14 protein-coding genes are annotated in these 13,488 nt (G+C 68.9%); all 14 read left to right on the forward strand.

Annotation, left to right across the window (positions count from 1 at the left end):
* Positions 1–4: 4 nt before the first annotated feature.
* Positions 5–1,180 carry a hypothetical protein gene (locus Rhe02_RS44530; protein ID WP_203914602.1) on the forward strand — a complete coding sequence of 392 codons (1,176 nt, stop codon included), beginning with the start codon at positions 5–7 and terminating at the stop codon, positions 1,178–1,180.
* Positions 1,177–1,680 (forward strand): hypothetical protein, encoded by a 504-nt coding sequence (locus Rhe02_RS44535; protein WP_203914603.1) that lies wholly within the window; start codon positions 1,177–1,179, stop codon positions 1,678–1,680. Before Rhe02_RS44530 ends, Rhe02_RS44535 begins: the two co-directional genes overlap by 4 nt.
* Entirely contained in the window at positions 1,670–2,518 is an 849-nt protein-coding gene (locus Rhe02_RS44540; protein ID WP_203914604.1) for a CHAT domain-containing protein, read from the forward strand. The genes Rhe02_RS44535 and Rhe02_RS44540 overlap by 11 nt, the downstream gene beginning before the upstream one ends.
* A 3-nt stretch (positions 2,519–2,521) precedes the next feature.
* Entirely contained in the window at positions 2,522–3,106 is a 585-nt protein-coding gene (locus Rhe02_RS44545; RefSeq protein WP_203914605.1) for a hypothetical protein, read from the forward strand.
* Positions 3,107–3,108: 2 nt separating this feature from the next.
* A complete protein-coding gene (locus tag Rhe02_RS44550; protein ID WP_203914606.1) occupies positions 3,109–4,119 on the forward strand; it encodes a ThiF family adenylyltransferase in 1,011 nt (336 codons plus the stop codon).
* Complete coding sequence (locus Rhe02_RS44555; protein WP_203914607.1) at positions 4,119–5,654, forward strand: effector-associated domain EAD1-containing protein; 1,536 nt, start codon at positions 4,119–4,121, stop codon at positions 5,652–5,654. Before Rhe02_RS44550 ends, Rhe02_RS44555 begins: the two co-directional genes overlap by 1 nt.
* On the forward strand, positions 5,651–6,694 hold the full coding sequence (locus tag Rhe02_RS44560) for a JAB N-terminal domain-containing protein (RefSeq protein ID WP_203914608.1): 1,044 nt from the start codon (positions 5,651–5,653) through the stop codon (positions 6,692–6,694). The genes Rhe02_RS44555 and Rhe02_RS44560 overlap by 4 nt, the downstream gene beginning before the upstream one ends.
* Positions 6,648–7,499 carry a hypothetical protein gene (locus Rhe02_RS44565; protein WP_203914609.1) on the forward strand — a complete coding sequence of 284 codons (852 nt, stop codon included), beginning with the start codon at positions 6,648–6,650 and terminating at the stop codon, positions 7,497–7,499. The genes Rhe02_RS44560 and Rhe02_RS44565 overlap by 47 nt, the downstream gene beginning before the upstream one ends.
* Positions 7,496–9,127 (forward strand): ATP-binding protein, encoded by a 1,632-nt coding sequence (locus Rhe02_RS44570; RefSeq protein WP_203914610.1) that lies wholly within the window; start codon positions 7,496–7,498, stop codon positions 9,125–9,127. The genes Rhe02_RS44565 and Rhe02_RS44570 overlap by 4 nt, the downstream gene beginning before the upstream one ends.
* A gap of 3 nt (positions 9,128–9,130) precedes the next feature.
* Positions 9,131–10,285 (forward strand): AAA family ATPase, encoded by a 1,155-nt coding sequence (locus Rhe02_RS44575; RefSeq protein ID WP_203914611.1) that lies wholly within the window; start codon positions 9,131–9,133, stop codon positions 10,283–10,285.
* Position 10,286: 1 nt separating this feature from the next.
* A complete protein-coding gene (locus Rhe02_RS44580) occupies positions 10,287–11,081 on the forward strand; it encodes a hypothetical protein (protein WP_239124460.1) in 795 nt (264 codons plus the stop codon).
* A gap of 2 nt (positions 11,082–11,083) precedes the next feature.
* Positions 11,084–11,353 carry a hypothetical protein gene (locus Rhe02_RS44585; protein WP_203914613.1) on the forward strand — a complete coding sequence of 90 codons (270 nt, stop codon included), beginning with the start codon at positions 11,084–11,086 and terminating at the stop codon, positions 11,351–11,353.
* On the forward strand, positions 11,350–12,015 hold the full coding sequence (locus Rhe02_RS44590) for a hypothetical protein (protein ID WP_203914614.1): 666 nt from the start codon (positions 11,350–11,352) through the stop codon (positions 12,013–12,015). Before Rhe02_RS44585 ends, Rhe02_RS44590 begins: the two co-directional genes overlap by 4 nt.
* Positions 12,012–13,488: DUF8588 domain-containing protein (locus Rhe02_RS44595; protein ID WP_203914615.1), on the forward strand; the 1,477-nt coding region annotated here is incomplete at its 3' end. The genes Rhe02_RS44590 and Rhe02_RS44595, both read left to right, overlap by 4 nt.

Raw genomic sequence — 13,488 nt, forward strand, 5'->3', positions numbered from 1 at the left:
ACCAGTGACCACAGCGCGGTTCGCGGTATCGAAGACCGCCGCCCCCTCAGACCTGACCATCACGGTGGCGACGATCCGGCACAGCGCGCGTTACGCCGCCGGCGACGGCTACACGGTGTTGAACGAGCTTGCCACCGCGTTGAGCGGGGATCGCTACGGCGTCGTCGGCGTGGACCTGGTGGCGGCCTATCCGCCGGAGGTGCTGCTGCCCGACCGGGACGCCGCCCTGTGGCATCGCCTGGCCCGGTTTCTCGGCATGGTCCGCGATGTGCTCATCTTCGCCCCGGTCGCCATCACCTGGTACTACCTCTGGCAGGCTCTCAATTCCACCGGAAAGCCCGGTGAGTCCTTTTTGGACGGATGGCGGTCCGGCTTCGGCGGCGAGGTGACCTCGCTGGGCTCGGCGGCGCTCACGGTCGCCAAGCTGGTGCTCGCGGTCGCCGCCACGACCTTCCTCGTGCATCTGCTCGAGTGGATGGCGGAAGCCCGATCGTCGCTGGCGCGCCAGCGCGCGCAGCTCGGCAAGGCACTGGCCCGGGCCACGCTGGTGCTGGCCAGGCGCAGCGGATCCGACGAGGGCGAGCAGGTGTCGATGGCCGACATCCGCAAGCTGGTGGGGCAGCTGGAGGCCAGCACCAACACCTTGGTACAGGAGCTTCATCGGGTCAGCCAGACCTTCGACAGCGGCCCCAACGGCGCGATGACCGCCGCGCTGGACAAGTGGTCCACGGCTGCGGCCGGGCTGACCGCGGCCACGGCATCGCTGCGAGCGCCCGGCGAACAACTCGAGCGGTTCCTCACCGCGCAAGCCAGCATGGCCGCGCACGAGGCCGCGATGCGCAAGGCCATCGAGGCGCTCGTGCAACAGGTGCAGCAGGCCACCCAGGCCTCCGGGATCCAGGCCGAGGAGCAGGGCGTGGTGGCCGAGCGCATCAACGATCTGATGAAGGATTTCGGCGACCGGATACGTGAGTTCTTGGACTTCACGCTGGGGATGCAACGCTCGATCGAGCAGATCAACGAGCAGCTGCGCCAGGCGCCCTACGGTGGCGGGTCGTTCCTCAACATGCCGTTCCAGGAAACCGAATACCTTGATGATCCACGGCCGAGCAACGGTGGCGCTCCCCACCGCACGGTCGATCTCGGCTACGACGATCCCGACTTCAGCGGTGCGCGATGAGGCAGCGCAAGCTTTTCGCCCCGCACCTCGCGGGGTGGCTCTTCGCCGATCTTCTGATCGTCCTGTTCCTCGTGGCGCTGGTCTCGGTCCCCCCGACGGTGGCCAAGCCGACTCCTTCGGCTTCGGCATCGTCCAAGCCGTCGCCCGCGCCATCGAAGCCGCCGGTGCTCAACCTGAAAAGCGTCGACTTCTGGGTCAGGGGTGTCAATGTCAATCTCCTCCTCGCCGGAAACGACTCAGCTGCCCAGAATCTGGTGCAGAAATTCAACGAGGAGCTGCGCCGCAACAACGTCCAGAACCGAAGGGCCGGACTGATCCTCGCCTTCGGCACCGCCCCGGCTCACAACTACCAGGACAGCCTCGCCACCAGGGTGGCGGGCAAACTCGTCGAGGTGGTCTCCCAGCGGGTGGAGAAATTCAGGTTTGTCGCCTCCAGGTTGCTGTGGACGCCAGGCGACCCGGGCGACATCCGGGTGGAGGTGTTCTTCTTTGACGAGTGAAAACGCCGTCGACATCGTGGAGCTGGGCCGGCTCGGCCTCTTCGAGGTCCTCGGCGAAAGCTACCCAAGCCGTGACATGGCAATCGATCTGCTGAACCGGGCCAAGGTGCCGCCGGCGCGGATGCCTGTGTTCGGCGAACCTTCGATCGCGCTTTACTGGCGCACCGTCTTCACCCGGGTGAACCACGGGATGGACGTGCCGGGCGGGCCGCTGAGCATTGTGCGCGCGGCGCTGGAGGACTACCCCGGCAACGAGACGTTCTTGAAGGCGCTCAACGGAAAGCAGCCGCGGGTACGCCGTGTGCTGTGCCTGATGTCCAGCCCGCGCGAGGCGGCCCGGGTCCGGCTCGAAGCCGAATATCGCGAGTTGCGCGCGATCGCCCAGGCCTCACGTGGCAGCCTGGAGATCGAGCAGTCGATGGCCACTCGGGTGGACGACATCATCCCCGAGTTGCTGCGCCAGCCGGTCGACGTGGTGCATTTCGCGGGCCACGGCACAGCACGGGGCCAGCTGGTCTTCGAGGACCGCGCCGGCCGCTCGGCGCCGGTGGAGATCGGCGTTCTGTCCAATGTGCTCAGTTCGGTGGGCCAGCTTGAATGCGTGGTCCTCAACTCGTGCTACAGCGGCGGATACGCCCAGGAGCTGCTCAAGTCGGCGTCCTACGTGATAGGCGCTGCTAAGCCACTGGAAGACGCCTGCGCCGAACTGTTCGTCGCTTCGTTCTATCGCGCGCTCGCCGCCCGCAAAACCGTCCCGGAGGCGTTCACGGTCGCCAAGGCGGGCCTGGGCTTCCGGAAGTCCTGCGCCGCCGCGGACATGAGAATCGAAGGGCGGTAGCGGATGGAAAGCGAGCTGTCAGCGCTGGAAAGATTCGACGCCGCGGTCATCCGGGGCGAGGATCCGGTCAACGCCGAAGGCACCGCGGTCAAAGTGACCACTGTCGACTCGGAGTGGGCCATGCGCAGCTGCCGGGGTTGCGGCCACACCTTTCGCCTCGAGGACGTCGTCCAGGCCACCTATGACGCCTCCGGCAAGGTGCGGGTGCGCGAGGTACGTCACACGGACTCGGTGCTGGGCTGTGCCTCGGGCACCGGCCAGGCCGATGCGGTGCTCGCCGAGCCCGATCCAATGGTGCAACGCTTCCAGGCCGCGGCCGACGCCGTGGACCCGCCCCCGGCTTTTCCCGTCCTGACCCGGTTGACCGCGACGCATCCGCTGGTGGCCGACAAGCCGACGCGGGACCAGTGCCCCGAGTGCACAAGCACGCTGCGGCCCGGGGAGATGGTGGTCATCTGCCCGTGCGACAAGGGGTGCCAGCGGGCCATCCACCAGGACGCCAGCCGCGGGCTCACCTGCTTCGACGGGATGCTCGCCCAGCACAAACGGATCATCTGCCCGATGACCAAGCAGCCCAAGGACGCCTGACGATGGACCGATTCGACCGCCACCGCGCCATCGAGGGCTGGGATCCCGACCGGCTTCGGCGCTCCACCGTGGTCGTGGTCGGGGTGGGCGCGCTCGGCAACGAGGTCAGCCGGCTGCTGGCGATGGCCGGGGTGGGCCGGCTCATCCTCTGCGATCCAGACTGCGTCGAGCTGTCCAACCTGAGCCGCACCATCCTTTTTCGCGAGTCCGACATCGGCCGGCCCAAGGTGGAAGTGGCGGCCGAGGCGTTGCATGACCTTGCGCCTGGTACCAGGGTCGAGCCCCGAGAGGGCACGCTTCTCACCGGGGTCGGGCTCGCCGAGCTGCGCGACTGCTCGCTGGTCATGAGCTGCCTGGACGCCCGTGCGTCGCGGGTGCTGCTGGCCGGCCGGTGCGGGCGGGTCGGGCAGGCCATGCTCGATGCGGGGACGGGCGCCTGGGGCGGCGAAGTCCGCTATTACGGCCGCGATGGTTTGTGCTACGGGTGCGGTCTCGGCGATGCCGGCCGGGCGGTCGAGGATGATCCGCACAGCTGCACCCGCCCGTTGCCGGAGATCCCCACGGCCGCTTCCGCGCCGATCTCGGCCATCGTCGGTGCCTGGCAAGCAGCCAGTGCGATCAGGGTCCTTTGTGGACTATCGCTGCCCAGCCCCGGTGTGTCACTGGGATTCGACCACCCGCCGTCTCTGATCGACCTGGGCCGCCCGGATCCGGATTGCCCCCTGCACGACCGCATCGAGCCCGGCGTGGTGACCCGGATCGACCTCGACGACAGCGCCACCGTGGAAAGTCTGCTGGACCACGTGGACACGGGTGAGAGCCTGTTCAGCTGGAGCGACTTCCTTTCCAGCGACGGCTTCGGGGTGAGCCGCCTGGTGCACCGCGCCCCACGTAGCAAGACCCTACGCGAAATTGGCATCGCGCCACGGGAGATCCTGCCTGTCCGGCAGCCCGGACCCGACGCGGCCTTGCGTTATCTGGAGTTGACCGCCGTGGGCGAACAGGAGTGGTGATGGCATATAGCATTCCCCGATTCATCGAGGAACTCAGCGACGTATACATCTATCCCGAGGAATGCCAGGCGCTGGCGAGCGCCATCAGGTATCCCGCCGGGAGGCTCCCCAATTGGCAGGCGGTGCAGACCTCACTCGGCTTCTGGCAGGCGCTGGTGCGGCAGGTGCAAGCCGGTGTGCTGGAGGGCGGGCGCGGTGTCGAGGCGCTCGGCCAGGAAGCATGGCGCATGTATCCGAGCAACACCGTCTTCCAGTGGGCGGCGACCGGACAGCCTGTTCCGCCGGCACCCGCGCCGCAGCAGCAGCAGCAGACGACACGTCCGCGCGCCCAGCGGCCGCCGGCCACGCCCGCGCCCCCGCCCCGCCCCGCAGCACACGCCGCGCCTGCGGCGACCCCGTTTCCCGCCTCCGACGTGGGTCCCTATCGGGTCATGGAGCTGACCGGCAGCGAACGCTATGCCGAGATGCTGGAAGTCATGCAGGGACTGGATCCCAACCTCGATCTGCTGTGGAGCCAGTTCGGACAGCTGGCTGTCCGGCTGCGCAACACCACGATCACCGTGAACCAGGCCACCGCGGCGATCGCGGCCCGGCTGCGGGAAACGGTGCAGGGCACCGTACGCGACTACGCCTACCGGCCACATCTGTTTCAGCGCTTGACCGTCCAGGGTCCGGACAATCAGTCGTTCGATCTGTCCGCCGTTCCCAACACCACGCTCGTTTCCGAAGTGCCGCAAGCGGTTCTGGACGAATATCGGGCGGCGGTCACCGACCGGCTGGGCCGGCGCATGCGCACGGTGGTGGACCTGGTCCACCCCGGCGGGCGGGTGGAACGCCTCCAACCCGGACGGACGCTGCACGAGGCCGGGGTCACCGAGGGCGCCCTGCTGCGCGTCTCCACCGAGACCACCGCCGGGCGCGGCGACCTCGATTACCGCATCCAGGCCCTGCGCGCCCGCAACGAGATCCTTGACTTCGCCGAGGATCACCCGGACCTGCTGATTGTCAACGCATACGAACCGCGCGACCTGCCCGCCGAGTACCACATCACGCTCACCGTCCCGGGGATCGCCCGCGGGGCGGGCGGCGGGGTGCCGGTGCCCATCGCCAAGCACGAAATTGCGATCAGCCTGCCGCCCGGCGCCTATCCGCTCCACGCCCCGACCGTGTACTGGCGGACCGACGTGTTCCATCCCAACATCGGCGTGCGCGACGTGCCGCTCGTTGGCACGGTAAGGCGGCTGTGCCTGGGCATCCTGGACAAGTACTACGTCAAGGAGATGAATTTCGGCGAGCTGTGCCAAATGATCATCGATGTCGCCAGCTACGAGCAGTACACCCTTCCGGCGAGCGAGGATCCGGGCGGGCCTGGCGTCTTCAATCAGGCCGCAGCCGACTGGGCCACCAGTGGCATCGGCCAGGAGATGATCCTGTCGATAGGCGGTGCGCCCAAGGAGAGCCGCCGCGCCATCTACGCCGGGGAGAGCAGTTCCCGGCCGCTCAGAGTCGCGGCGAAGCTGAGGAACCCGTCGTGAGCCAGCCGCCGGTCCAAAACGATGTGTGGGTCGAGCTTTACAAGGGCGAGTCGCTCACCCTGCACTCCCGCCTGCCCCTGGCCGATCTGGTTTACGTGGGCTTGCTGGAGGAAATGGGCCTGTCGGCCAAGACCTTGAACTACCGTGTCGTCGCCGTCAACATCGCCGACGAACAGGAGCTCACCGGCGAACCCGAGCTCATCAACGTCCGACACGACTTCGGCCATCTGATCATCTCGGGCAGCCAGGCCAACGGGATCCCGTACAAGCGATGGTTTCCGATTCGCGAGCTGCTCGCGCCGACCGTGCGCAAGATTGCCCACGAGCTCGATCCGGTCGAGAAGCTCTGGGGTTACTGCCTGGCCAGCCCGGTGATCTCCCAATTCCCGATCGCCCGCCCGGTCCCGGTGGTCCAGGGGACCATGGAGATCCATACCGGCGACACCACGCAAAGCCGGTTCCGGGTCAAGCGTTCGGTGGAGCCGACGCTGCCGGAGTTCGATCTGGACGAGCTTGGCCGGGAGGGCAAGACGCTGGCCGGCACCGGGGTGATCCTGACCGAGGCGACGCACAAGCTGCTCTCCGAGACGCTGCCCCTCTCTGATCGGATGGAGGTGGGCGGGTTCCTTTCCGGCAAGGCCTTCCGGTCGTCGCGGCCGGGCGCGCACCTGCTGCTCATCCAGAGCGTCCTGCCCGCACAGCACGCCGGGGCGAGCGGGATGCAGTTCACCTTCACCGGTGACTCGTTCCGGGAGATGAACAGCAAGCTGGACACCATGGACGGGCAGCGGCTGCTCGGCTGGTACCACACCCATCTGTTTCCCGCGACCGACCAGATGGGGCTGTCCATGACCGACGTGGGTCTGCATTTCCGCACGTTCCAGCAGCCGTGGCAGGTGGCCGGGTTGATCAACTACTACGGTGTCCGGCGCGTGCTGCGGTTCTATGTGCGCGATGGCGAGGAGATGAGCGAGTGTCCACAGTGGATAATCGATGACCGCGGCCGATACCGCAATGCTGGTAATGCGCTGGGCGCATGATGGCGCGCTCGGCGAGCTGCCCGAGGGCGACCTGTCCGCGCTCGCGGCGCTGGGCCAGCCGCCGGATCGGCTGGCCGCCACCGCGGTGGCGCTGTCCATGGTGACCCAGGCGAGGCTGCGGCTCGGGCCGGCGAGCCAGGGCGAGACGATGCGGGTGGCGGCGGGGCTTGTCGTGGCCGCCGCCGTCCTCGGTGCGCGCCGGCTGCCCGGCGTCGTGCAGTTGCTGGATGCCGCACCGGCGCCCCGATCCCTGTCCGACCTCACCGCCTATCACGGTGTGGTGCAGCCGGCGGTGCGGTGGATTGAGGCCAATGAGGGGGCTAGCTCGCTCACCGATCGGCTGCGGGCGCTCTCCCCGCTGACCGGTGTGCTCGACCATCCCGCCAACAGCGGCCGGGAGGCCTGCCTCGACCTGCTCCTCGAGCGCGAGACCATACCCGGCCTGCATTGCGCCGCCGCGATGGCGATGGCCGAGCCGGGCGACGACAGCGCGCAATGGAACTGGCGTGCCGAGGTGCTTGGCGTTCTGCGGCGACGGGGTATGTCGTTCGTGCTCGACGTCTACGAGTCGGCGCGACGCCATCACGCAGCCCGGCACGACGCGCAAATCCGTACAGCCATGGGGTTTCTGCAGGGGTTTACCCATCGCGACCCGGCGCGCGATGTGGCTGATTACTGGCAGCCCTTCGCCGATCTGATCGCGGCCCGGCCCGACTCTGTCCGCGCCCGGCCCGACCTGTTGGGCTACCGCGACGCCCTCAATCTCGTCCGCCGGTACCGCCTAGAGGAGGCCCAAACCCCATGACAGCTGCCGCGCATGCCTCCGCCCCCGGCCGGGGCCACCCGGATGTCATCACCCCCGCCCAAGCCACCCAGCTCGCCTACCGCGACCACATCGATCGCGCGGCCGCCATGCTCCGCTCCGGGCTGAGCGTGCTGGTCAGCGCGGACAAGGCGGTGACCGAACACCTGTTGCGGCACATTCCGATCCATGCCGGCTATCCGCGCCCCCGGGTGCTGGCCGTGCCGGCCGATCAGGAGGCCAGCGCGGGCACCGGCGATCCGATCATCGCCGCGATGCGCCAGCCTCGGCCGTTGCGCCAGCGGTACATCACCGAGCTGCGGGCCGCCCTGCAGGAGCTCAGTTACGACGAGGTGCTCGTCATCCCGCACCTGGACCTGTTGGCCGGCGGCAACGATTCCGCCCTGACCTCGGAGGCGCGGGAGGTCGTCGAGCTTCTTTTCGGGCCGGGCGGCCGGGATGTCACCGACCGGCAGGACTCGACCTACTCGCGGGTGATCCTGGCCTTCGTCGACCGTACCCTCAGCATCCCCGACGTGGTCAGCTCGCGGTTCCAGGGCCGGGTGATGCTCACCGGGTTAGGCAAGCTGGTGCGCCACCGCGACGACGGCACCACCCAGCTGAGCAGCGAAGCCCTGATCCAGAAGGACGAGGCGCAGCTGTTCGCGGGCTTCGAGCCGGAGGCGATGTACAAGCACCTGGCCGGGTTCAACCCGGTCCGGTTGCGCCAGGGCATGCACTTCGCCTACGAACAGCACCACGGCTCGGGCGCAAGCACGGCGGCCGCGCTCATCGACACGCTGCGCGCCTTCAAAGCCGAGACCTCCAGCAGTTTCGAGCTGCCCAAGGAAACCTTTGCCGACATTGGCGGGTACGAATCGGTCAAGCAGGAGATGAGTCAGGTCCTGCGGGTCATGCTCAACGCCAACGCCCCCGATCACATTCGCAAAGCCATCCCGCGCGGATTCATCTTCTACGGACCACCGGGAACCGGAAAGACCCTGTTCGCCAAGGCGATGGCCAACGAGATGAAGGCGACCATCAATGTGGTCTCCGGCCCGGAGGTCATGACGATGTGGGTGGGCGAAAGCGAGCGCAAGGTTCGGGAGCTCTTCGAGGAAGCCCGGCGCAACGCGCCCTCGGTCACCGTCTTCGACGAGTTCGACTCGCTGGCGGGGCGGCGCTCGGGCATGTCCGACGGTGGCAGCCGGGCCGCGAACGCCGTGGTGGCACAGCTTCTCACCGAGCTGGACGGCTTCCGCGCCGACGTGCCGATGCTCATCGTGGCCACCACCAACCGCCTGGACCAGATCGACCCGGCGCTGCTGCGGCCGAGTCGTTTCCACGCCATCGAGGTCGAGTTGCCAAGAGTCGAGGAGCGCATGGAAATCATCAAGGTGCACGCCCGGCACAACGCGGTCGAAGTTCCCGAGCCGCTGCTCCCCCGGCTGAGCGAATTGTTCAACGGCTGGAACGGGGACGAGATCCGCGACATCTTCGCCAAGACCGCGATGCACATGTTCGAGCTGAGCGAGCGGGGCGATCCCATCGACGTGGTGGAGATCCTGGGCCACGTCGTCGGCAAGGCCCGCCGCGAACGCCGTCAGCTGCAGTCCAGAACGATGGTGTGAACGGTGGCTCACTCCCACGAAACCCTCACCCGGGTAAGGCAATTCGACGCGATGCGGGCGACGCTGGACGACGCCTATGTCGGGCGGGGCGACATGATCCGGCTGCTCCAGCTCGCGGTCATCTGCCAGGAACACCTCCTGCTGATCGGCCCGTCAGGCACCGCCAAGACCGACATCGCCGGCCGGTTCACCCGGATGCTGAGCCAGTCCACCAGGTTCCATGCGATGCTCACCCGGTTCACCGAGCCCGCCGAGCTGTTCGGGCCGCTGGACATCGACGAGCTGACCACGGGCAAGCGGTACAGCGTACACACCGAAGGAATGCTTCCCCAGGCCCATTTCGCTTTCCTGGACGAGGTGTTCCACGCCAGCGCGGCCATCCTCAACGCCCTGCACACCCTGCTCAATGAGCGGGTCTACCTCAACGGCTCGCGGGCCCAGCCGGCGCCGCTGCTGACCCTGATCGGGGCCGCGAATGCGCTGCCCGACGATCCGGGGCTACGGCCTTTCGCCGATCGGTTCCTGCTGCGCCTGTCGGTCCAGCCGGTGGCCGAGAACCGGTTGCACGAGCTTCTGGAGGCCGGGGCCAGGCGCGAGCGCCTGCGCTCACCCGGTGCTGGGGAAACCGATCCGGCGATGCCGCTGGCCGACCTCATGCAGTTGCATCGGTCCCTGCCCGACGTGCGGATGAACGACGTCGGGGACCTCTACGAGGACGTGGTCCGCGATCTGCTTTCGCTCGGCGTGCAGCTTTCGGACCGGCGCATCGTGCGCGCGCAACGGCTCATCGCCGGCGCGGCGCTGATCGACGGCCATGACCGGGCCCGCCCGCAGCACTTCTGGCCCCTGTACCACATCTGGTGCGAAGTGTCCGATGAGGACGCCGTGCGCCGCCGGATCGACGACGTGGTCCTGGCCGACGGTGGCCTGCCGCGGATGCGGCGATCGGTGGAAGAGGTGGTGGCCGAGGCCGCGGCGATCGTCGGGCAGACCGAACGCCATACGCCGGGCGCCCTGGGCACGGGCGCCGCGCTCGGCCGCCTGGCCCGCCTGCGCAAGGAACTCCACCGCGACCACCCGCAAGCGGATGCCGCGGCGGAACAAATCGGCAGCATGATCCATCGACTGTTTCAGCGACTGGAAGACGAGGAGCAATGACATGTGCAATCCGCGCAGGGTCAAGGAACGAGCCAGCAGGCGCATCGCCCGGGCGTGGGAGGAGAGCGTTTCTCATGTCGCTCAACTCGTACTACAGGCATCGGGTCAGGCAAGTGTCCGGATCCCTTTCTCAGAAACCTTCAGCGCTGCCGTCCGGCGCGCGTTTGAGCGTGCGCTCAGCAATGACAGCCGTTGGCGTGCCACCGATGTGGGCTATGAGACAAGCGTGGATGATGGTCGCGTGGCTTATCTTTCCGCCACGGGTGATCTCGAAATTCTGATTGAGCTCACCGACATCGTCGCGGTGAGCGAGCAGCGCACGGGCCGGGTAAGGGCCGAGTCCACCAGCGACATCTCCAGCGAGGGTGAAGGCACCTACGATCCCGAGATCCGGTTGCGCTCCGAGGCCGAGGCCCGCCAGATCGCCCTGCAGAACGCCAACCGCCAGCTCGATGCCATGGAGCAGGCGCAGGCCAACCAGCTGTTGCAGGACGCACGCCAAGAGGTGTTGCGCCGCATAGGCGACGAGGAAGCGCGCGTGCGCGAGGAGGCCGAGGCGGCCGCGGCGGCGACCGCCAACGAGCTGCGTGCCCGGCGGGAACAGGAGCTGACGCGCCGGGCCCAGGAGCGGCTCGCCATCGTGCGCCGCCAGTCGACGGAGCTGGCCGGTGCGGCGCTTGGCCGCGCCTACCAGGAGGTGCTCGTCGCCGCGGCGGTCGGGCGCGGCGCACAGAACCTCGAGACGTTCACCGACGACGAGGGCCGCATCCACATCCGGTTCGAAGCGGAGGCCTAGCCATGCGGGTGCAGGTGACATTCCGGTTCGACCCCAAAACCGGTGTGGTGGAGGAATTTCTGATCGATGATGTCGACGGCGATCCCAGCGCCGACGACCACAACGAGGTGCACGACCGGATAGCCGAGGAGTTCGGGTCGGCGCTGGACAGGCTGCCCGACATCGGCCAGGTCGAGCCGGGTACCGGTCTGCGGCCTTCGCGCGATGCCCTGCCGCCCACGCCGGAGTGGGTGCCGGAGCACGATCCGCAGCGCCGGCGCGAGCGCGAATGAGCGTCCGCGAGAAGCTGTTACGCCGGGCCGCTGCGTGCTACGAACGCGCGGGCGCCCCGGCCCCTGCGGCACAATGCCTCGCCGATGTCGGGGCGTGGGCCGCAGCGGCGGAGCAATACGAAATGGCGGGCGACTTCCCGGCCGCGGGCCGGTATTACGCGGCTGCCGAGCAGCATGCCAATGCCGCCCGTTGCTACCTGCGCGCTGGGCGGCATGCCGCCGCCGCCGACGAGTGGGAACTGGCCGGTGAGCCATTGTGGGCGGGCTGGGCGCTGATCGCGGCGCGGCAAGCGTCGGGGACCCGCCGCGCCCTGGCGCTGCTGCGTTCGGCCCGGCCTCAGCACGCGCCGCACCGGTGGCTGACCCAGCTGGGCATCGCGATGTGCAGCTCCCCGAGCACAGCCGCGGCCGCGGCGGAAGGGGCGGTGAACCAGGCCTGCACCGAATTGCCCAGCCTGCCCCCGCCGCAGCAGCTGGAGGTCGAGACCTGGCTAGTGGACGCGTGCGATCTGCTTGACCGCTATGACCTGTGCGCGGCCATCTACGCGGCGGGCCACCGGGCCGGCGTCAAGGGGGTAGAAGAGCGTTGGCGCGCTTGGGCTGCCGCACGCCTGGGGGACGGCCGCGAGGTGCCGGCCTGGCCGAGAGGCGGTGAGCCGTGACGGTCACGCTCACCGCCGGGCGCTTCGACCGGCGCACCGCCGCGGTGACCCACGCCGCCCTGGTGATCGGTGCCGGCGCCGCCAAAGCGATGTGGACGGCGCTCTGGCCGTCGCCCGATGGTCCATTTTGGACGATAGTGGAAGCCGAGCCGGGGGCGGGCGCCCTGCTCGTCGAGACCGCGGGCGGGCAGCCCTATTCCGTGCGGCCGGATGGAACACTCGCCCGCCTGCGAGGCCATGTCGACCGGCACCCGGCGCAGCGCCTTCCCGCGCTCGATGAGCTGCGCAACGCGCCGCCGGTGCCCACAGACGCGCTGTTGCTCGACCTGACTCCCACCCGGCGCCCGGATCTCAAGCCCGACCGGATATATGTCTACGCCACGGGTTCGGCCGCGCGGCACGCGATCCGGCGTTGCCTGGCCGAGGGCGCCACCGGCACGATGGTGCCCGTCGTGCTGCACAGCTCTGGCGCGCACGTCACCCGGCCGCACCTGCAGCTGCGGGTGCGCGGACCAGCGACGGCCAGGCTCGCCCGCTACCTGAACGGGCTGCCCGATACCACCGTCGCCGTGCCCTGCGACGGCTCCGCCCGCGTGCTCACCGAGTGGGGATACGGGCTCCCGGTGGATTCGAGCCGGGTCGCGGCGCTGGTGCCCGCGAACCAGACCTGGCTCATCACCTCAGACAGCGGCGGATGGCGGATCGAGTCCCATGGCGAAGAGGTCGACTTTTCCATCCTTCTGACGACCTCTATCTCGGTACCGGCATCCGCCGCGCCTGCGCCGCCTGACCTCACCTCCATGCAGCAGGAGGTGCGGGTCAGGCCGAGCCCGCGTCATTCCGGCCGGGCAGACGCCGTCCTCGTCACCGACGACGAGCTGACCCCGTTGCGGCAGTACATCCGGACCAGGCCGCTGTCCGAAACCGCGCACGTCGTCTTCGGACCCGGGCACCATCTGCTCATCGCACCCCCGGCCCTGCTCGACGAGGTGCCCATCGGCACGCCGCTGCGCCGGATAGGCCCGGGTGGTCTGTTCCTCGAATCGACCGCGGCTCTCGTCCCGCCGGTACCGGCCGCCGCTCGCCAGCGGTTGTTCGCCCCCGACGAGGAAAGTCTCGTGGTGCTCTGCCGCACCGGCGCCTACCGGCTGCAGCTGGCCGACACCCGCCCGGCCTGGGCGCTCTGGCTCGGCCCGAGCCCGGCCGTGGAGGGCGACCTCTCCGTCGCGGCGAAGGAGATCCTCAGCCGGTACGCCGCGGCGCAGGACGACCCCGCGCCGGTCCAGCCACGGCCATCCGCCGCGGCCGCACCGGCCGGGCCGGTGGCGGGCAACGCCGCGCCCACCATGGCGCAGGCCCTGTCGCACGCGGCGCACGCGCTGGCCAATGGGCACCTCGAGGAGGCGGCGGAATGGTACGAATTCGCCGGCCAGGACAGACGTGCCGCAGAACTCTTCCGCCGCGCCGCCGCGG

The sequence above is a fragment of the Rhizocola hellebori genome (assembly GCF_016862955.1).
Classification (GTDB): domain Bacteria; phylum Actinomycetota; class Actinomycetes; order Mycobacteriales; family Micromonosporaceae; genus Rhizocola; species Rhizocola hellebori.